At 59.5% G+C, this 18531-nt stretch carries 18 protein-coding genes; 9 read left to right on the top strand and 9 right to left on the bottom strand.

Annotation, left to right across the window (positions count from 1 at the left end):
- Nucleotides 1-110 precede the first annotated feature (110 nt).
- Together MTP43_RS10860 and MTP43_RS10855 are read right to left on the bottom strand one after the other, a co-directional pair.
- Nucleotides 111-1211, bottom strand: coding sequence for an ABC transporter substrate-binding protein (locus MTP43_RS10860; protein ID WP_113620848.1), 1101 nt, complete (start codon nt 1209-1211; stop codon nt 111-113).
- A 425-nt stretch (nt 1212-1636) separates the two neighbouring features.
- The gene (locus tag MTP43_RS10855; RefSeq protein ID WP_005920515.1) at nt 1637-4039 is read right to left on the bottom strand and encodes a YfhO family protein; all 2403 of its coding nucleotides are present in this window, start codon (nt 4037-4039) and stop codon (nt 1637-1639) included.
- A gap of 138 nt (nt 4040-4177) precedes the next feature.
- Here MTP43_RS10855 and yfbR point away from each other — a divergent pair, with 138 nt between their 5' ends.
- Entirely contained in the window at nt 4178-4765 is a 588-nt protein-coding gene (gene yfbR, locus MTP43_RS10850; RefSeq protein ID WP_044959539.1) for a 5'-deoxynucleotidase, read from the top strand.
- A gap of 58 nt (nt 4766-4823) precedes the next feature.
- On the opposite strand, the gene dusB is transcribed toward yfbR, so the two are convergent.
- From dusB to MTP43_RS10825, 5 genes are all read right to left on the bottom strand, one after another.
- Nucleotides 4824-5843 (bottom strand): tRNA dihydrouridine synthase DusB, encoded by a 1020-nt coding sequence (gene dusB / locus MTP43_RS10845; protein ID WP_044959537.1) that lies wholly within the window; start codon nt 5841-5843, stop codon nt 4824-4826.
- A gap of 76 nt (nt 5844-5919) precedes the next feature.
- Nucleotides 5920-7734: an arginine--tRNA ligase gene (argS, locus tag MTP43_RS10840; RefSeq protein WP_113620849.1), complete on the bottom strand. Its 1815-nt coding sequence runs from the start codon at nt 7732-7734 to the stop codon at nt 5920-5922.
- A 35-nt stretch (nt 7735-7769) separates the two neighbouring features.
- Nucleotides 7770-8246: a DUF1934 domain-containing protein gene (locus tag MTP43_RS10835; RefSeq protein WP_236131825.1), complete on the bottom strand. Its 477-nt coding sequence runs from the start codon at nt 8244-8246 to the stop codon at nt 7770-7772.
- 14 nt (nt 8247-8260) lie between these two features.
- A complete protein-coding gene (gene murI / locus MTP43_RS10830; RefSeq protein ID WP_005920505.1) occupies nt 8261-9085 on the bottom strand; it encodes a glutamate racemase in 825 nt (274 codons plus the stop codon).
- Nucleotides 9078-10172, bottom strand: coding sequence for a D-alanine--D-alanine ligase family protein (locus MTP43_RS10825; RefSeq protein ID WP_097785667.1), 1095 nt, complete (start codon nt 10170-10172; stop codon nt 9078-9080). Before MTP43_RS10825 ends, murI begins: the two co-directional genes overlap by 8 nt.
- A gap of 309 nt (nt 10173-10481) precedes the next feature.
- On the opposite strand from MTP43_RS10825, the gene rpmG reads away from it, so the two are divergent.
- The 7 genes from rpmG to rplL all read left to right on the top strand — a co-directional run bounded on the left by rpmG (nt 10482) and on the right by rplL (nt 14029).
- Nucleotides 10482-10631 (top strand): 50S ribosomal protein L33, encoded by a 150-nt coding sequence (gene rpmG / locus MTP43_RS10820; protein ID WP_005920501.1) that lies wholly within the window; start codon nt 10482-10484, stop codon nt 10629-10631.
- Between the two features lie 17 nt (nt 10632-10648).
- Nucleotides 10649-10900 carry a preprotein translocase subunit SecE gene (gene secE, locus MTP43_RS10815; RefSeq protein WP_005920499.1) on the top strand — a complete coding sequence of 84 codons (252 nt, stop codon included), beginning with the start codon at nt 10649-10651 and terminating at the stop codon, nt 10898-10900.
- Between the two features lie 30 nt (nt 10901-10930).
- The gene (gene nusG / locus MTP43_RS10810) at nt 10931-11482 is read left to right on the top strand and encodes a transcription termination/antitermination protein NusG (protein ID WP_005920497.1); all 552 of its coding nucleotides are present in this window, start codon (nt 10931-10933) and stop codon (nt 11480-11482) included.
- Between the two features lie 136 nt (nt 11483-11618).
- Nucleotides 11619-12044: a 50S ribosomal protein L11 gene (gene rplK / locus MTP43_RS10805; RefSeq protein WP_005920496.1), complete on the top strand. Its 426-nt coding sequence runs from the start codon at nt 11619-11621 to the stop codon at nt 12042-12044.
- A 57-nt stretch (nt 12045-12101) separates the two neighbouring features.
- Nucleotides 12102-12794, top strand: coding sequence for a 50S ribosomal protein L1 (gene rplA, locus MTP43_RS10800; protein ID WP_005920494.1), 693 nt, complete (start codon nt 12102-12104; stop codon nt 12792-12794).
- A 274-nt stretch (nt 12795-13068) separates the two neighbouring features.
- On the top strand, nt 13069-13584 hold the full coding sequence (gene rplJ / locus MTP43_RS10795) for a 50S ribosomal protein L10 (RefSeq protein ID WP_005920492.1): 516 nt from the start codon (nt 13069-13071) through the stop codon (nt 13582-13584).
- A gap of 70 nt (nt 13585-13654) precedes the next feature.
- On the top strand, nt 13655-14029 hold the full coding sequence (rplL, locus tag MTP43_RS10790) for a 50S ribosomal protein L7/L12 (RefSeq protein ID WP_015537535.1): 375 nt from the start codon (nt 13655-13657) through the stop codon (nt 14027-14029).
- A 184-nt stretch (nt 14030-14213) separates the two neighbouring features.
- Here rplL and MTP43_RS10785 read toward each other — a convergent pair whose 3' ends face one another.
- A complete protein-coding gene (locus MTP43_RS10785) occupies nt 14214-15083 on the bottom strand; it encodes a patatin-like phospholipase family protein (RefSeq protein ID WP_097785669.1) in 870 nt (289 codons plus the stop codon).
- A gap of 366 nt (nt 15084-15449) precedes the next feature.
- Between MTP43_RS10785 and MTP43_RS10780 the strand changes: the two genes are divergently transcribed.
- Nucleotides 15450-16043, top strand: a complete 594-nt coding sequence (locus MTP43_RS10780; protein WP_005920489.1) for a xanthine phosphoribosyltransferase — start codon at nt 15450-15452, stop codon at nt 16041-16043.
- Between the two features lie 537 nt (nt 16044-16580).
- Here the strand turns inward: MTP43_RS10780 and MTP43_RS10775 are convergent.
- Complete coding sequence (locus tag MTP43_RS10775) at nt 16581-18464, bottom strand: peptidoglycan D,D-transpeptidase FtsI family protein (RefSeq protein ID WP_117527332.1); 1884 nt, start codon at nt 18462-18464, stop codon at nt 16581-16583.
- Between the last annotated feature and the right edge of the window lie 67 nt (nt 18465-18531).

The following is an 18531-nucleotide window of genomic DNA, read 5'->3' as shown; positions in this document are numbered from 1 at the left end:
GCGACAAACGCATTTTCACGGGAGAGGGAAACCACTTTCCCCAGAACCGCCAAAAGCTCTCCCTTGCGGGAGAGCCGGAAAAACCGTCAGGTTTTGACGGAGCGGGGCGCTCAGGAGAAGTTCTCGGCGGTGGTCACCTCGGTGATCTCGGTGCAGTAGGGCTTGAAAGCTTCCTTCAGGGCGGCAAGATCCAAGCCCAGCGCCTCGGCGGTCTCGGTGTTGATGGTGACGATGCCGTTATCAAAGGTCTGGTAGGGCAGGTCTGCGGGGGTCTTGCCGTCGCACAGCAGCTGGCTGACCATATCGGCGGTGGCTTCGCCCAGCTGGACGTAGTCCACGCCGTAGCCCACCAGTGCACCGTTCAGCGCAAAGCTGTCGGCACCGGTGTAGTGCTGCACACCGGCCTCGATGAAGCTCTCATAGATGGACAGCTCGGCGGTCATGATGGTGTTATCGGTGGGGGTGAACACGGCCTTGACTCCGGCGGCTACCAGTGCCTCGGCAGCCATCTGCACCTCGGCGGTGGTGGTGCCGTTCTTTTCCACCACCTTGATGCCGTTCTTCTCACAGAAGGCCTTGGCGTCCGCAATGGCCTGGGTGGAGGCATCCTGACTCAGGTCATACAGCAGACCGATGGTATCGATGCCGGGGTTTGCCGCCACGATCAGGTTCATGATGGCGTCGGTGTTCAGGGCATCGGAGGTGCCGGTGATGTTCTCCTCACCGTCAAAGCCTGCGGCAGCGGGATCGGTCACAGCGGAGTAGACCACCGGGATGTCGGTGTCCTCCACGGCAGCCAGCATGGTAGCGGCGGTGGGGGTGGCCACGGCTACGATCACGTCCACGCCGTCAGCCACAAGGTCTGCGCCGATCTGGTTCAGGTTGGACTGGTCGGCCTGTGCGTTGGCGTAGTAATCGGCGTAGTCAAAGGTGACGCCCTTCTCCTTGCCGATGGCGTCCAGACGGCTCTCCACAGATTCCACGATCTGGTTGAGGGAGGCGTGGTCCACATAGTTGACGATGCCCACCTTGAAAGTCTCGCCAGCGGCGGCAGTACTGCCGGAAGCCGCTGCGGAGGAGGAGACTGCTGCACTGGAGGCGGTGCTGGAAGCAGCGCCGCCGCAGCCGGTCAGTGCCATGGCAGAAACAGCGGAAGCGGCCAGAGCGGCCTTCAGGAAGCTGCGGCGGGAAATCATGTTCAGGTTTTTCATAGTGGTAACTCCTTTCCCGGAGCGGGCGGCAAATCAAAAGACCCGCTCCCTTTGCGGGACGGGTCTTAAAACAAAACGACCCTGTCCCTGTGTGTTATCCACAAGGACAGGATCGGTAAATACGATTCTGCGGTGCCACCTTGCTTGCTCTGCATCCAATACAGCAGAGCCACTCACGGAGAGCCAACACTCCCCTGTCCTGTAACGGAGACTTCCGTCCAAAGCTACTGGGGTTTGTGCCCGTTTGCCCGGCCCTCGGCGGCCCACGAAACTCTGCCCCGCTTTCGCCCGTTTGCACTGTCCGGGCTCACTGCAGATGCGCTGTGCAGGTTCTCTTCCGCCTCATCGGTTTGATTGCATTATACACTTTATCTTCGTAAAGTCAAGAGGGATTTTTAAATTTTTATTTTTTGGCCCGGTCAAAGTCATTCTTCTGCCGGGGCACCGGTGCTGCGGCGCTTGCGGCGCACAAAGTAGGCAACGTACACCACCCACACCGGGATGGCCACTGCGGTCACCATCCGGCTGGCAGAAAGCCCGGCGGCCTGATACACAAAGTCGATGCTGCTTGCGCCCGCCGGGCAGAGCACCGCCATCAGTCCCTCGTCCACACGCAGGATGTCGGCCTTTTCGCCGTTGACATAGGCGGTAAAGCCGTCATCGTAGGGCACGGAGAAAAAGACGAGGTTTTGTTTTTCCAGCGTGATCTCGGCATGGAAGCCCGCGTTGTTCATCTGGAACACCGAGCAGCTGTGGGCACGGCGGTCGGCGCAGTCCTGCGTGTAGCTGTCGTAGTGCAGGTCGTCCAGCATCGCGTCCGGCAGCTCGGTCAGGTACTGACCGTATGCCTTTACGTCTTCGTCCTCCAGCACCAGCGCCCGCAGCAGCAGGTTGGAGCGCAGGGTCTTGACCGAGGCCTCATAGGTAGCCTTGGTCACATAGTAGTCGTAGGTAAAGCCCATGGGAACGTAGTTATCGTTGTGGTACAGCGTGTAGCCGTCCACGTCGGCAAGATAGGTCCAGCCTGCGTCCGCCTCGTCCTCAAAGCTTTCGCGCTTTTCCGGGGTGGTAATGAGGTACTCCACGCTCAACAGGCCGCGCAAAGCGTAGTTTGTGATCTCCGGCTCGCTGCGCACGTCCCGCTTGACCCCCAGCCCCGGGTAGAAGCTGAGGATGCTGGGAGCCGCCGTGCTGCCGAAGTATTGCAGGCAGCTTTTATCCAGCCACATCCCGATGTTGTCGTGGATCTTGTAGGTGTCGATCCGGTAGTCGCCCTCCGGCAGGTCGTTTTTCAGCTGCAGGGCGTTGGTATCCTGTTCCACAAGGTCGCTGTCGGTGTGCCACTGGCCGAACTTGCCAATGCCGATGTGCACCATGCTGAACACGCAGGCAAACACCAGCACCGCCGCCGTCATGCGCTGGGCAAAGCGGCTGTTCTGCCGCCATATGCCGCAGAGGTAGCGGTACAGCATAAGCCCCAGCAGACCAAAGCCCAGCACGACAAAGAACTGCTCCGGGTTCTTCAGCACGCCGAAGGACCATGTTCCGGTGGTATCGTCCCGCACGGGCACCACCGCAAACACCAGCGTAGCCAGCATGATCCAGCCGATGCCCCGGGCGGGGGCGTCCAGATCAACATCCGGGTCCTCCAGCGCGTTCACGGTCATGGCGGCAAGGATAAGGGTGGGCATATAGTACCAGCGTGCGTAGTAGCTGGAGTTGAGCGCGTAGAAGGCACTGTTCAGCACCGGCACCAGCGCGCACACGGCGCATACTGCCACGATGCGCTTTTTGCTGTCGGCCTTGCGGCTGCGCCAGTAGGCCATGGCACCAGCCAGACTGCACAGGGGCAGGTAGGCCGTCATGCTCGTCCACTTGATCACGCCCTCCGACCACACCGAGGTGAGGTAAGGGGAGTCCGGCGGCAGGATCCAGCTGAGCAGGATAGCCAGATACTGTTGCACCTTGGCGTAGGCCAAAAAGCCCCAGCCGGAGGAAAGGTCAATGGTGCGCGGGTTCTGCAGCAGACTGAGCACTGCCGGGAACAGCAGCAGACAACCCATGGCAACGCCCAGCACGCTCTCCCACAAAAGATGCCCGAACTTGCGCCCGGTCAGCCGGAAGTCCTTGGCAGTCAGTTTGCACACAAAGTAGATACACAGGAAAATGACCTGTCCCACAAAGAAGAAGTAGTTGTTGAGCAGATTCACCGCCACCCAGAAGGCGAACAGGCCGTGACGGTTTTCATAAATGGCCTCGTCCAGCGCCCAGAGCAGATAGGGGAACAGCGCCACCACATCCACAAAGTGGTTAAAGAACACGTTGTACACCGCAAAGCCGGAAAGCGCGTACAGGCAGGCACCCAGCACCGCGTAGTTCTCGTTTTTGACGTAGCGGCGCAGATACAGGAACGCGCCGCCGCCCGCCACGCCGAACTTGAGCACCAGCAGCGGCACCATCATATAGGGCAGCCAGCTCTGCGGCAGCAGCACCGACAGCCAGAAGAACGGCGAGCCGTACAGGTAGAAGGAGTAGGCGTTCATCACCCCGCTGCCAAGGTCGGTCGCCCACGAAAAGGTATTGCGCGGCGCACCGGCAAAGGCACTGTCCGGGTAACCTGCGCCCTTGACGAAGCCGTTCATATACCGGTAAAAGGTGATCTGCTGGCTGTTAAAATCGCCTGCATAGTGGAAAAAGCCGCCGTCAAGGATGTAGAACGGCAAAAAGAAGATGGCCGCCGTCAGGGCGCACAGCCCCACCGCCTGCCAGAATTTTTTATGGCTCTGCCCCCTTGGGGTGAGCAGCCGTGGTTTTTTGAACTTTTCCATAGCGTTCCTCTTTCTCCGCGCACCGGCGCGGAAGTGGATTTGATGTCACCTTGTAGTATAGCACGGCGGCGCGCAAGAAAAAAGGGCTTGACAAGCGCACGCGGGGCGGGTATGGTGAAGAAAAGGAGGCGTATTGCCATGCTGTATCCCTTCAGCGCTCTGCTGGCGCGCATGAAGTACATTACCCGGTGGAGCCTGATGCACTCCACTCGGCCGGAATCCCTCAGCGAGCACACCTGTGACACCGCGCTGCTGGCGCACCTGCTGTGCCTCATCGCCAAGCACTACACCGGCACGCCCTGCCGCCCCGAGGTGGTGGCAGTGGCGGCGCTGTACCACGACGCGCCGGAGATTATCACCGGGGATATGCCCACGCCGGTCAAGTACCATTCCCCGGCGCTGCGGGACGCCTACAAGGCGCTGGAGACCGAGAGCGTGCGCTCCATGGCGGCTCTGCTGCCCGCAGAGCTGGCTGCAGAGCTGACCCCCTGCATGGACGGCAGCGTCCTGACGGCAGAGGAGCACCGGCTGCTCAAGGCTGCCGACCGGCTGAGCGCGCTGATCAAATGCACCGAGGAGCAGCGCAGCGGCAACCACGAATTTGACGCCGCGCTCACGCAGCAGCGCGCCGCGCTGCAGGCCATGCAATGCCCGGAGGCCGACTGGTTTTTGGAGCACTGCCTGCCCTGCTACACCCAGAATCTGGACGAGCTGACGAAGCCGTAAAAAAATACAATGCCGGACAGCCCACAGGCTACCCGGCATTGCTCTGCTTCGGGTCAAATTACGGGAACGGTACTTCCCGCACATCGTCAGGGTCCAGCCCGGCTTTGCGCTGCTCTTCAAACACGGCGGCGATCAGCTCGTCCAAGTCCTCTAAATGGGTCAGGGTGCAGCAGTAGCGGCGCAGGGCGGCAGCGCCCTTCAGCCCCTTCATGTAGTGCATGGTCTGGGCGCGTGCCTGCGGCATAGCCACAAACTCGCCCTTCTGCTCTACCATCTCCTCCACCTGACGGCGCAGCGCGTTCATCCGCGCTTGCAGGTTCGGCTCCTTGGGGGCGGGCAGACCCTCCAGCGCGGCGTTCACCCGCTCAAACAGCCACGGGTCGCCCAGTGCGCCCCGGGCGATCATCACGCCGTCGCAGTTTGTCTCCCGCACCATGCGCAGGGCATCCTCGGCGCAGTGGATATCGCCGTTGCCCAGCACCGGCACCTTCACCGCGTCCTTTACCCGGGCGATGATCTCCGGGTCGATGCCCGGGGTGTACATCTGCTCCCGGGTGCGGGCGTGCACCGCTACCAGTGCCGCGCCCGCCTGCTCGCAGGCCTTGGCGCACTCCACGGCGGTGATGTGGTCGGCGTCCCAGCCCTTGCGCATCTTTACGGTAACAGGGCGCTTGGTGTGCGCCACCACCTGCTCCACGATACGCCCGCAGCGGTCGGGGTCCAGCATCAGCTTGCTGCCCGCCCCGCCGGAAACGATCTTGGGGGCAGGGCAGCCCATGTTGATGTCCACAAAGTCAAATTCATACTGCTCAATGGCGGCGGTGGCCTCGCCCATGATCTCCGGCACCTCGCCGAAGATCTGCACCCCGTAGGGTGCGCCGTTGGGCGCTGCCTTCAGCAGGCTGACGGTCTTATGGTCGCCGTACACCAGCGCCCGGCTGGATACCATCTCGCTGACGGTAAAGCCAGCGCCGTGCTGCGCCATCAGGCGGCGGCAGGGGGCATCCGTAAAGCCCGCCATAGGGCCGAACACCGCCCGGTGGGGCAGGGTGATATTGCCGATCTTCAAAGGTTCCATGGGTTCTCCTTGTATCTGTTTTATCAAAAAGGGGCTGCTGCACATTGTTTGGTGCAACAGCCCCTGTGATTTTATGTTACATCTTCTCGGGCACGTTGATCTTGAACATGGTGAGCACATTGAAGATGGCGTTCTTCACGCCGATGCACAGGGCAAGGCGTGCCTGCTGCACGGCGGGGTCAGCGCCCTGAATGCGGCAGTTGCCGTAGAAGCGGTGGAAGGCGCTGGCCAGATCGATGACAAAGCGGTTGATGCGGCTGGGGTCGTATTTCTCGGCAGCCATCACGATCTCCTGCGGGAAGGCAGCCAGCATCCGGATCAGATCCATCTCGGAAGGCTCGGTAAGCAGGGTGGCATCGATGTGCTCCGCACCGGCAAACTGCACACCCTCGCTCTCCATCTTCTTCAGGATGGAGCAGATGCGGGCATGGGCGTACTGCACATAGTACACCGGGTTGTCGTTGTCGGTCTTGACGGCCTGATCCAGATCAAAGTCGATGCCGCTGCCGGCGTCGTGCATATTGAATAGGAAGCGTGCGCTGTCGATGGGCACTTCCTCCAGCAGGTCGGTCAGGGTGATGGCGTTGCCGGTGCGCTTGGACATACGGACAGGCTGGCCGTCCCGCATCAGGTTGACCATCTGCATCAGCACAACGTCCAGATCCTCGCCATTCAGGCCGATGGCATCCATGGCGCCCTTCATGCGGGCCACATGGCCGTGGTGGTCTGCGCCCCACACGTCGATGGCCTTGGCAAAGCCGCGGGTAGCCAGCTTGTTGTAGTGGTAGGCGATATCGGCGGCAAAGTAGGTGGGAATGCCGTTGGCGCGGACGAGTACCTCGTCCTTGGCCTCCTCCTCAGTGCCGTCCTCGGTCTTTTTCTTGTTCACGGTGCCGTACTTGGCAGCGTACTGGGCGCTGCGGTACATGATAGCACCGTCCTCGGCCTTATAGCAGGCACCCAGCTCCAGCAGCTTGTCCACCACAGCCAGCACTGCGCCGGACTCGTGCAGGGTGCTCTCGTGGAACCAGACGTCGTAATCAATGCGGTACTTGCCGAGGTCGCGTTTCAGAGCAGCAATGTTCTTGGGCAGGGCATAGGCCACCAGTGCGTCCTTGAGGGCGGCAAAGGCCTCGCTCTCGAACAGAGCTTCCTCGTCCATACCCTTGCAGGCGGCAACGTACTTGTCGCCGTTCAGCTCAGCGAACTCACCGGCCAGCACCTTGATATCGCCGCCCTGATAGCACTCCTTGGGCAGGGGATAGGCCTCCTCGCCGCAGAACTGCTGCAGGTAGCGCACTGCCAGACTTTTGCCGAACTTCTGGATCTGGTTGCCGGCGTCGTTGATATAGAACTCACGGGTCACATCGTAGCCGGACCAGTCCAGCACAGCGGCCAGACAGTCGCCCAGTGCGCCGCCGCGGGCGTTGCCCATGTGCATGGGGCCGGTGGGGTTGGCAGAAACAAACTCCACATTGTACTTTGCGCCCTTGCCGTGGTCGGTGCGGCCATACTCCTTGTTGGCGCAGGCGCCCAGCACCACGCCTGCCCAGAAGCTCTGGGACAGGAACAGGTTGATGAAGCCGGGACCGGCAACCTCCACCTTGGAGAAAACGCTGTTCTCAAGGGAGGGCAGATGTGCCAGCAGGGCGTCTGCGATCATCTTGGGAGCCTTGCGCCAAGTGCGTGCACCGGCCATGGCGAGGTTGGAGGCGATATCGCCGTTCTTCACGTCGGCGGGGATCTCTACGATAAAGGCGGGCAGCTCTGCCTCGGGCAGGGTGCCGTCTGCCATAGCAGCCTTGGCGGCTGCGGTCAGCAGAGCGCGTGCCTCGTCCAGCGCAGCCTGCCGGGGGTTGTAGTTCTGGTAGGTCTTTTCAAAATCAGTCATGGGTCGGATTCCTTTCACAGTCTCAGGGAACTTCATCAATTCACATGGGTCACGGTAACTTCCAGCCGGTTGCGGCTCACCAGCTCGGCGCTGTCGGCATCCAGCAGGTAGGCAAACCGGGCGGTGCCGCCCTTTTCGGTCAGCTGACAGTCGATCTCGTCCGCAGTCACGCCCAAGGTCATAGAGCCGAAGCCGGTCTCGTAGTGGCACAGGTTGCGGCGGCCTTTTTCGATCAGCAGCTGGGTACCAGCCCCGCCGCCCTTGCCGAACCGCAGCATCGCCACCCGGCTGCCGTCTGCGGCGATCTTCAGGGTGGTAGTACAGCCCTCGTAGCCGGTGGTCTCGGTCTCGCGGTAGGTCACATAATAGCTGCCGCCCTTCAGCACAAAGCTGCCCCGGGTCATCAGCTCCACAAATTCTTCTTTTTCTTCCTCCGCAGCCGGTTCGTCCAGCCGCTGCTCAATGCGGCTTTTGATGCGGATGATATAGTCTTCCTTCAGTGGCTTGCTCACGTTGTTTTTCCTTATCAATATTTATCAATGGCGATCTGCTCCACCGGGCCGCCTTTGTACTCGCCCAGAAACAGGTCTGCCGTCTGCACAAAGCTGTCCGGCACATCGCTGACGTAAAAGTGTGCCTGCCCGCTTTCATGGCTGGCGCGCAGCCCGCGCTCGGCGAGCATCCGCTCCAGATGATGGGCGGCGGTCATGGCGGGGTCCACCAGCGTGACGCCCGGGCCCATAAACTCCCCGATCATGCTTTTCAGCAGCGGGTAGTGGGTGCAGCCCAAAATCAGGGTATCCACCCCGGCCTCGCGCACCTCGGTCAGGTATTGGGCAATGACCAGCTTCGTGATCTGCTGCTTTCCGGCTTCGCTGTGATCTACATACCCGGCTTCCACCAGCGGTACGAACAGCGGGCAGGCGCGGGCGGTGATCTCCACCCCGGGCACCAGCTGCCGCAGCAGCTTTTCGTAGCTGCGGGAGCGGATGGTGGCGGCTGTGCCAATGACGCCGATGCGGCGGTTGCGGGTGACAAAGGCTGCTTCCCGGGCGGCGGCATCCACTACGCCAAGGTAGGGTACCGGCAGCTGGGCTGCCTCCGCAGCCGGGTAGGTGCTGCTCACCGTGCCGCAGGCCGCCATGATGCACTTGACGTTTTTGGAAAGCAGAAAGGCCACGTCCTGTCGGGCGTACTGCAGAATGGTCTCCGGGCTGCGGCTGCCGTAGGGTACCCGACCGGTATCGCCGAAGTAGATGATATCCTCATGGGGCAGGCGCTTGCGCAGCTCCCGCACACCGGTCAGGCCGCCCAGACCGCTGTCGAACACACCGATGGGGCGATTATCCATGCTGCTTTTCCGTCCTTTCCACCGCCAGTGCGATCAGGCGGTCGATGAGTTGCGGCACCGGCAGACCCTCGTGCTCCATGAGCTTGGGGTACATACTGATGGCGGTAAAGCCGGGGAAGGTGTTGATCTCGTTGATGAGCACCCGGCCGGTGTTCTTTTCCACAAAGAAATCGCACCGTGCCAGACCCTCGCAGTTCAGTGCGGTGTAGGCCATGGCGGCGTAGGTTTTTACCTCGTCCAGCTTGGCCTCCGGCAGATGTGCCGGGATGACGGTCTGGCTCACGCCATTCTTGTACTTATCATCATAGGTGTAGAACTCTGCACCGGCAAGGATCTCACCGGGACGGGTGGCAACAGCGGGGTCGGAGCCGATGACGGCGCACTCCACTTCCTGTCCGTCCACAAAGGCTTCAAATACCACCTTGCGGTCGTTTTCCAGCGCAAGGGCAATGGCGGCCTTCAGCTCCTCCTGATTGGACACCTTGGAGATGCCCACACTGGAGCCTGCGTTGGCGGGCTTGACGAACACCGGCCAGCCCAGTTTTTGTTCCACACCGGCGCAAACGCCCTCCAGATCCTTCTCAATCTCCCAACGGTTGGCGGCTACCCACTTGGTGTGGGGCACACCGTTGGCCTCGAACAGGGCGTTGGCCACAGCCTTGTCCATGCACACAGAGCTTGCCAGCACGCCGCAGCCCACATAGGCGATGCCTGCCAGCTCCAGCAGGCCCTGCACGGTGCCGTCCTCGCCCCACAGGCCGTGGAGCACCGGGATCACCACGTCAAGGTGCATCTTTTCAACCCGGCCGTCCGGGGTAAACAGGATCATGCCGTGGTCGGCGCGGTCCGGGCTGATCACGCAGGCCATATTGCCGGGCAGCTCTTCCCAGCTGCCATCGGCCATCTGTTCCGCCGTGGCCTCGGTATAGAGCCAGCGGCCCTCCTTGGTGATGCCCACGGTGAGCACCTCGTATTTGCTGCGGTCGATGTTGCGGACAAAGTTGCCCACAGAGACACAGCTGACCTCATGTTCGCTGGACATACCGCCAAACAACAGAGCCACGCACATTTTATTTGCAGACTGCATGATATCTCACTCCTATTTATAAAGCCCCGGTAAAGGGGCGGCTTCAAACCGGTAAAATTCCGTTTCGATTCATTATACAATATCTACGCCCGCGATGCAAGCAGAATGCAAAAAAGCCGCCTTGGGACAAAAAGACAGCAGCTGCGAAAAAAGTTTCTCAAAATCGCTTTTTTCTGCTTGACGGATTGAAAAACGCGTGGTACAATGATATCACCTCTTTTGCGGGGTTATTAAGTGCGCCTGTTTTTACAGCTGCCACCCGCACCCGAGGGAGGTTCAAAACAACCGTTATAATGGAGGTGTCAACAAATGACCGTTAAAATCACTCTGGCCTGCACCGAGTGCAAGCAGCGCAACTACAACACCACGAAGAACAAGAAGAACAACCCCGATCGTCTCGAGATGAAGAAGTACTGCCGTTTCTGCAAGAAGCACACCGTTCATCGCGAAACCAAGTAAAAGAAAGGCGGAGCATAATGGCAGACAAAACCGAGAAAAAGCCGGGCTTTGTGGCCAAAGCTAAAGCCGCTGTCAAGGGCTTCTGCGCACGGGTCGCAAAGTTCTTCCGCGATACCAAGAGCGAGCTGAAGAAGGTGGTCTGGCCGTCCAAGCAGGACGTCAAGACCAACACCATCGTCGTGCTTGTGACCGTCGCGATCGCAGCGGTTGTGATGATCCTGCTGGATGCCATCTTTGGTGGTATTCTGGGCCTGATCATCGGCGCCTGAGAATCATCTTGAAACGGAGGGTCAACCAAAATGGAAGAATCAACCAAGCTGGTAGATGAGTCCACTGAGGCTCTTTGGTATGTTGTGCATACCTATTCCGGTTACGAGAACAAGGTCGCCAACGACCTGCAGACCATGGTGGAGAACCGTCACCTGCAGGAGCTGATCTGCGACATCAAGGTTCCCGTCGAGATGGTTCCTGAGATCGACAAGAACGGCAAGCAGAAGATGGTGGAGCACAAGCTGTTCCCCGGCTACGTTCTGGTCAAAATGGTGATGAACGACGATACCTGGTATGTCGTGCGCAATACGCGCGGCTGCACCGGCTTCGTCGGCCCCGCCTCCAAGCCTGTTCCGCTGACCGCTGAGGAAGTGGAGAAGATGGGCGTGGAGAAGGCTGCACCGCTCAGCGTCGATTTTGCTGTCGGCGATACCGTGCAGATCACCGCCGGTCCTCTGGAAGGCTTTATGGGCCTTGTGGAGGCCATTGATACCGAGAACTTCAAGGTGAAGCTCAAGGTCAATATGTTCGGCCGCGAGACCCCCGCAGAGGTGGAGATCGGTCAGGTCGAGCTGCCGTAACCAACCGGCAAGTTCCGTTTACCAAGGTAAGACCGCAGTGCGGTTCTTATAGAGCGTGTGCAGCGTGCACGCGCTCGTGGGAGGCGCAGAGACACTGCGCCGCAACTCACCACAGATTTTTGGAGGTGCATTTATCATGGCACAGAAAGTTACTGGCTACATTAAGCTGCAGATCGAGGCCGGCAAGGCGACTCCGGCTCCCCCTGTTGGCCCTGCTCTGGGTCAGAAGGGCGTCAACATCATGGCGTTCACCAAGGAGTTCAACGAGCGTACCAAGAACCAGATGGGTTATGTGATCCCCGTCGTCATCACCGTGTACGCTGACCGCTCCTTCAGCTTCATCACCAAGACTCCTCCGGCAGCTGTTCTGATCAAGAAGGCCGCTGGCATCAACACCGCTTCCGGCAAGCCCAACAAGGAAAAGGTTGCTTCTCTGACCGCCGCTCAGGTGGAGGAGATCGCCAAGACCAAGATGCCCGACCTGAACGCTGCTTCTCTGGAAGCTGCCTGCAGCATGGTTCGCGGCACCTGCCGTTCCATGGGCGTCACCGTCGAGGGCTGAGACATAAACAGTGGGAGGGCATAACACTGCCCGCATGACCACACAGGAGGATATACAATGAAACATGGCAAGCACTATGTCGACGCTGCAAAGCTGGTCGATTCTACTAAGGCATACGATGTGAACGAGGCTCTGGAGCTGGCTTGCAAGACCGCTTCCGCCAAGTTCGACGAGACTGTCGAGCTGCACGTCCGTCTGGGCGTTGATGGCCGTCACGCTGACCAGCAGGTCCGCGGCGCTGTCGTTCTGCCCAACGGCACCGGCAAGACCGTCCGCGTCTGCGCTATTGCTAAGGGCCCCGCAGCTGCTGCTGCCGAGGCTGCTGGCGCTGATATCGTTGGCGATGACGAGCTGATCGCAAAGATCGCCGGCGGCTTCATGGATTTTGACGTCGTCGTGACTACCCCCGATATGATGGGCCGCGTTGGCCGTCTGGGTAAGGTTCTGGGCCCCCGCGGCCTGATGCCCAACCCCAAGGCCGGCACTGTGGCTCCCGATCTGGGCAAGGCTGTCAGCGAGGCTAAGGCTGGTAAGATCGAGTACCGTCTGGACAAGCAGAACATCATCCATGTGCCCGTGGGCAAGGCTTCTTTCGGTGCAGAGAAGCTGTACACCAACCTGGACACTGTGATGGAGGCTATTGCCAAGGCAAAGCCCGCTGCAGCAAAGGGTACCTACTTCAAGAGCGCTACCATCGCCACCACCATGGGCCCTGGCATCCGTCTGAACACCCTGAAGTACGGTGTCTAATTTAGATTTCTGATGTTTTTCTGCCGTTCTGCGGAATGGCAGAAAAATTTTGTCGGAAATTGAAAAAAGTACTTGACAACGCCGCACGTTTGCGGTATTATAATCATGCTGCTTTTAAGACAGCAGGCGCTGGAGTCCAGTGTAAAGTTTGACCGCCTGCCGAGAAACGTGCGTAAAGTTGCTTTATGCCTCTCTCTCGGCGCAGTGCGCGGGAGAGAGGCTTTTTTCATTGCTCCGGCTTTCGATACAAGTTTTTGAAACGAGGTGAAACCGAATGCCCAGTGCAAAGATTCTTTCTGAAAAGCAGGCTTACGTCGCTGATCTGAAGGCAAAGTTTGAGAGTGCGGTTTCCGGCTGCGTCGTCGCTTACGGCGGCATTAACGTCGAGAACGACACCAAGCTCCGTAAGGAGCTGCGTGAGGCAGGCGTTGATTACATGGTCGTGAAGAACACCATGCTGCGTCTGGCAGTTAAGGGTACCGCTCTGGAGGGTCTGGCTGAGAACTTCAAGGGCGACACCGCTGTTGCTTTTGCTCACGAGGATGACCCCATGGCTGCTGCCCGCATCCTGTGCAAGTATCAGGATGGCGATAAGTCCAAGAAGTTCGTCGTGAAGGCTGGCTTCATGGAAGGCAAGGCTATGAACGCCGCCGAGACCAACGCTATCGCAAAGCTGCCCAACCGCGAAGGTATGCTGTCCATGTTTGCAGGCGCCCTCACCAGCACTCTGTCTGGTCTGGCCGTTGCAATGCAGGCTTATGCCGACAAGCAGGAGGAGCCCGCTGCCTGATGGCCGCGTGACCGCCGCTTAACAAAAAACTGAAACAAACTAAAACCATTGATATTGGAGGGTTATTACCATGGCTTCTGAGAAGATTACTGCCATCATCGAGTCCGTCAAGGGCCTGACCGTTCTGGAGCTGAAGGAACTGATCGACACCTACTGCGAGGAGTTCGGTGTTTCTGCTGTTGCTGCTGCTGCTCCCGCTGCTGCTGGCGCTGCTGCTTCCGCTGAGGAAGAGAAGACCGAGTTCGACGTCATCCTGGCTGAGGCTGGCGCTACCAAGATGCAGGTCATCAAGGTCGTTAAGGAGATCACCGGTCTGGGCCTGAAGGAGGCTAAGGCTATCGTTGATGGCGCTCCCAAGGCTGTCAAGGAGAAGGTCTCCCAGGCTGAGGCTGACGACATCAAGAAGAAGCTGGAAGAGGCTGGCGCTAAGGTTGAGGTTAAGTAATTTAACCCCTTCTCTTACCGTTCTTTCTTGAACATCAAGAGGTCTGCACCGCAAGGTGCAGGCCTCTTTTTGTATCTCTCCGTGAAAAAAGGCTTCAGAGACGCCCGCAGGCGTTTCTGAAGCCTAAAATCAAATTCCGCTCAAAAAAAGGCTACTGCACAAACCTGTGCAGCAGCCTTTCGTATTATTCTTCCGTTGTAGCCTTGGACTCCTCCACATAGGCTGCGATCTTGTCGATCTGGATCTGTGCCACGGCCCGGCCGGTCTCATAAACGCGGCGTAGCTGGGCGGGATCACGCTCCATAGAGGGAATCTCCAGCGGGATGGGCGGGCGGATGACGAAGGCCCGGCCGGACTGCTCCAGCATGGAAATATAGGCCAGCGTCTCATTGTAGCGCTGGTGCCGGTCTGCCACGGCCTCCACAAAAGCGGGATAGCGCACATACCTTGCCCGGATAAGGGGCAGCATCTTGTTTTTCTGCTTTACAAAACCCTTGGGCTGGGTCAGGATGATCAGGTTGCGCTTGTAGCCGATAGACTCGAAAAAGCGCACAGGAATGGAATCCGCAACACCGCCGTCCAGCAGCTGATAGTGGCCGATCTTCACGATTTTGGCCGCCAGCGGCATGGATGCCGAAGCCTGCATCCACTGGATATCCTCGGCGTTGCCGGTGCGGCACTTGCGGTAGATAGGCTCGCCGGTGCGTACATCGGTGCACACCACAAAAAAGTCCATGGGGTTCTCCCGGAAAGCCTCGGTGTCAAAGGGATCCAGTTTTTCCGGCACGGTATGGTAGCAGAACTGCTCGCTGTACAGGTTGCCGGTGCGCAGCAGGTTGCCAAAGCTGGCGTAGCGCTTGTCGGTGCAGTATTCCGTGTTGTAGCGGATGGTGCGCCCGATTTGGTGCGACTTGTAGTTGCAGCCGAACACTGCCCCCGCCGACACACCAACGGCACCGTCCAGCTGGATGTTATGCTCCATCAGCACATCCAGTACGCCGGCGGTGAACATTCCGCGCATAGCGCCGCCTTCCAGCACAAGTCCTGTTTTCATACCATTTTCCTCCTCGTCCGGTCAAAAATCCCGGATATGACCCTTCTCCTATTAAGAATAGTATACTCAAAAACCGCGAAAGAACAAGGGAGGATAAACCAAAAATGACCCGACAACCTCACGAAGTTTCGGTATTTTTGGACAAGGTCATACTTTTAGAAAAAACGAAGAGGTTTGGTGCCGTATTTTTACGAATTTTGGAAAGAAAACCCCTTGTCAAAGCGGGATGCTTCCGGTATACTAGGTGAAACATTATATGATGGGTGCGTGTGGCGCGCGCCCGGGAATGGAAAACAGGCAGGCGCTTTTCGCGGCGGGCGAGCCGGAGGCAGAAAACGCACCTGCAAGGGTTGGAGGATATATTTTATGAAGATGCTGGAAGATCGTATCCGCAAGGACGGCATTGTGCGCGAGGGCAACGTACTCAAGGTGGACAGCTTTATCAACCACCAGATGGACATCCCGTTGTTCCGCGAGATGGCGCGGGAGTGGAAGCGCCTGTTTGCGGGCAAGCCCATCAATAAGGTGCTCACCATCGAGGCCAGCGGCATCGGCATTGCGGCTGTGGTAGCCAGCGAGCTGAACGTGCCGGTGGTGTTTGCCAAAAAATCCATGAGCATCAATCTGGACTACGACAACTACAAGACCCAGATCCAGTCCTTCACCCATAAAAAGATATACAACGTCATCGTGTCCAAAAAGTTCCTCACTCCGGAGGATCATGTGCTGATCATCGACGATTTTCTGGCCAACGGCTGCGCCCTGATGGGTCTGCTGGAACTGGCCGAGGAAGCCGGTGCCACCGTAGAGGGCATCGGCATTGCTGTGGAAAAGGGCTTCCAGCAGGGCGGTGAGCTGATCCGCAGCAAGGGCATCCAGCTGGAGAGCCTTGCCATCGTGGACGCCATGGACAGCACCACCGGCGAGATCACCTTCCGTCCCCAGCCGAACCAGAACTAAAAATTATTATACATTTCAGCGTAACGGAATGTCTGCGGACGTTCCGTTATTTTTTTGCGGCTGAATAGCAGCATTTGTAGCGGCGCTGCGGGTAAAGGTATCTGCTTGCCGCAAGCGTGCAAAGACGCTCCGCTGGGCCAGAGGCAGGGAGGGGTGTTCCGACTCCCCCCTCCCTACCTCTGGACTCCACCCACCCCGCAACGGGCCAAGGGCTGCTCGCCCTTGACAATCCTAAAGAAGAAGTCGAAGCACAAAAAAGCTAGCGCTGCGCCAGTCGGCGCTATCGCTTTAACGCTTTTTTCGCTTCTCCATCCATAGCCCCTCAGTCGCTGCGCGACAGCTCCCCCGAGGGGGAGCAAGCGCTCGCCCGCAGCGCCGCGCTTTCGTAGAAAGCGGCGCTGCAAATGCTGCTTCCCGCCACGACCCCTCCCGTGAAAAGGCAATTCTGGAAAATCCGCAGATTTTCCAGAATTGCAAATTAAAAATCATTCTTCCGCTGTTTATGCGCAAAGCGAACGCGGCGCGCATTCCAAATCATCACGCCCCATCAAAGCTGTCTCCATCAGCGGGCAGGGCAGCGGCTTGCGCGTCTGCGCTGCCGGTGTCTGCTGCCCGGGGGACTCCTTTGTACACCAGCGTCTGCTCCAGCACCTCGGCACAGACCGGTGCCGAAAGACTGCCGCCGGCAGTGGTCCAGCTGTGTGGCTCATCCAGACAGACCAGACACAAAAACTGCGGGTCATCGATGGGTGCTACAGCCACAAAGCTGGCAATGCGCGCCTTCTCGTCGGCGCTGTCCAGCTTTTGGCTGGTGCCGCTTTTGCCGCCCACCCGGTAGCCCGCGATCTGCGCGTTGCGCCCACCGCCGTACAGCACCACCGCCTCCATCATCTCCCGCATGGCGGCGGAGGTGGCGGGCTGGATCACCTGCCGCTTGCAGACCGGTTGGTTGTGCTGCAAAACGCTGCCGTCCGGCGCTAGGATGTCCGATACCAGATACGGCTGCATCAGACGCCCGCCGTTTACCACCGCACAGACGGCAGCAGCCATTTCCAGATAGGAAATTTTGCTGCTCTGCCCGAAGGCACAGGACGCCAGCTCTACCGGCCCCATGCGGTCGGCGGTGTAGTACAGGCTCTTTTTTGGCTCGGCGGGCAGGTCGATGCCGGTGGGCTCCCGCAGACCGAAAGCGGCAAAATAATCGCAGAAAGCCTGCTTGCCCAGCCGCGCCCCGATCTGGATGAAGCTCTGATTGCAGGAGTTTTCCAGCGCCTGCGTCACGGTCTGGCTGCCGTGGCGTTTGTGGTTGGCGCAGTGGAAACGCGTGCCTGCCACCGAGATGGAGTCTCCGCAGTAAAAGGTGGAGTGCCGGGTGATAGCACCGGCGTCCAGCGCCGCCGCACAGGTGATGAGTTTGAACACACTGCCCGGCTCGTATAAGTCGCTTACCGCCTTGTTGCGCCACTGGGTCTGCTGTGCCAGCTGCAGGGCGGCGGCGCGCTCTTTACCGGAAAGAGCGTCCACGGCGGCGCGTGCGGCTTTGTCGGCGATCACCCGGGGCTGGTTGGGGTCGTAGGCCGGGGTGGTGGCCATGGCCAGTACTGCCCCGGTGTTCACCTCCATCACGATGCCCACGCTGCGGGCGGCTACATGATGCTCCTGCACCGCATAATTCAACGCATTTTCAAGGTAATGTTGAATATTTGCATCGATGGTCAGCCGCAGCCCGCTGCCCTCCACGGGCGTAAGTTCCGTCTCGTAGCTCTGCGCCAGCGTGTAGCCCCAAGCATTCACCGCAGTCAGCACCACCCCATTCTGCCCGGTAAGGGTGTCGTTATATTTCAGCTCCAGCCCGCTGACCCCGGCGTTGTCCACATTGGTAAACCCCAGCACCGAGACCAGCAGCTCCCCCTGCGGGTACCAGCGCTTGGAGTCCTGATTGATGCGCACGCCGGTAATGCCGTTCGCCGCGCAGAAATCCCGCACGGCATCAGCAATTTCCCGCTCCACCCGGTAGCGCAGAAGGCAGTCGTTGGAGCGCCGGTCGTTGAACTTTTCCAGCAGCTTGGCCTCGTCCAGCTCCAGAATCTCCGCAAGCCCCTTGGCGGCAAGGGCAAGCTTTTCCTCCGGCATCTCCCGGGGGCTGGCGCGCAGGGTCCAGCAGCTGCTGTTGGCGGCAAGCAGCGCACCATCGGCGCTGTATATCTTGCCCCGGTCGGCGGGCACAACGGTGTCTCGCAGCTGCTGCCCCAGCGCCCGCTGGGTGTACCAGCCGCCGGTGCATAATTGCAGCCAGAACAGCCGCCCGATGAGCCCTGCAAAGCAGACGGCGCACAGGCCCACTGCAATGAGCCGTGCCCGCAGACGGAACGCCCGCTCCGGCAAAGTGCGCAGGGCGTCTGTGGGTTTTGAGCCGCACATGGCAGCACCCCCTTTGCGGGCAGTTTATGCGCCCGGGGGCGGTGCGTATGACTAACCGCCCCCGCAT

The sequence above is a fragment of the Faecalibacterium sp. IP-1-18 genome (assembly GCF_023347355.1).
Lineage (GTDB): Bacteria > Bacillota > Clostridia > Oscillospirales > Ruminococcaceae > Faecalibacterium > Faecalibacterium prausnitzii.
The sequence above is the reverse complement of the archived record's forward strand: the minus strand, read 5'-3'. Positions and strand labels throughout refer to the sequence as shown.

What these genes read in the sequence shown, in the direction of transcription:
- dusB (WP_044959537.1), bottom strand. Translation starts at nt 5,843, where the DNA reads ATGGAACCTTTGAAGATCGGCAATATCACCCTGCCCCACCGGGCGGTG.
- MTP43_RS10775 (WP_117527332.1), bottom strand. Translation starts at nt 18,464, where the DNA reads ATGTGCGGCTCAAAACCCACAGACGCCCTGCGCACTTTGCCGGAGCGG.
- rplJ (WP_005920492.1), top strand. Translation starts at nt 13,069, where the DNA reads ATGCCCAGTGCAAAGATTCTTTCTGAAAAGCAGGCTTACGTCGCTGAT.
- MTP43_RS10825 (WP_097785667.1), bottom strand. Translation starts at nt 10,172, where the DNA reads ATGCAGTCTGCAAATAAAATGTGCGTGGCTCTGTTGTTTGGCGGTATG.
- rplK (WP_005920496.1), top strand. Translation starts at nt 11,619, where the DNA reads ATGGCACAGAAAGTTACTGGCTACATTAAGCTGCAGATCGAGGCCGGC.
- secE (WP_005920499.1), top strand. Translation starts at nt 10,649, where the DNA reads ATGGCAGACAAAACCGAGAAAAAGCCGGGCTTTGTGGCCAAAGCTAAA.
- rplL (WP_015537535.1), top strand. Translation starts at nt 13,655, where the DNA reads ATGGCTTCTGAGAAGATTACTGCCATCATCGAGTCCGTCAAGGGCCTG.
- MTP43_RS10860 (WP_113620848.1), bottom strand. Translation starts at nt 1,211, where the DNA reads ATGAAAAACCTGAACATGATTTCCCGCCGCAGCTTCCTGAAGGCCGCT.
- MTP43_RS10780 (WP_005920489.1), top strand. Translation starts at nt 15,450, where the DNA reads ATGAAGATGCTGGAAGATCGTATCCGCAAGGACGGCATTGTGCGCGAG.
- rpmG (WP_005920501.1), top strand. Translation starts at nt 10,482, where the DNA reads ATGACCGTTAAAATCACTCTGGCCTGCACCGAGTGCAAGCAGCGCAAC.
- argS (WP_113620849.1), bottom strand. Translation starts at nt 7,734, where the DNA reads ATGACTGATTTTGAAAAGACCTACCAGAACTACAACCCCCGGCAGGCT.
- MTP43_RS10785 (WP_097785669.1), bottom strand. Translation starts at nt 15,083, where the DNA reads ATGAAAACAGGACTTGTGCTGGAAGGCGGCGCTATGCGCGGAATGTTC.
- MTP43_RS10855 (WP_005920515.1), bottom strand. Translation starts at nt 4,039, where the DNA reads ATGGAAAAGTTCAAAAAACCACGGCTGCTCACCCCAAGGGGGCAGAGC.
- rplA (WP_005920494.1), top strand. Translation starts at nt 12,102, where the DNA reads ATGAAACATGGCAAGCACTATGTCGACGCTGCAAAGCTGGTCGATTCT.
- murI (WP_005920505.1), bottom strand. Translation starts at nt 9,085, where the DNA reads ATGGATAATCGCCCCATCGGTGTGTTCGACAGCGGTCTGGGCGGCCTG.
- yfbR (WP_044959539.1), top strand. Translation starts at nt 4,178, where the DNA reads ATGCTGTATCCCTTCAGCGCTCTGCTGGCGCGCATGAAGTACATTACC.
- nusG (WP_005920497.1), top strand. Translation starts at nt 10,931, where the DNA reads ATGGAAGAATCAACCAAGCTGGTAGATGAGTCCACTGAGGCTCTTTGG.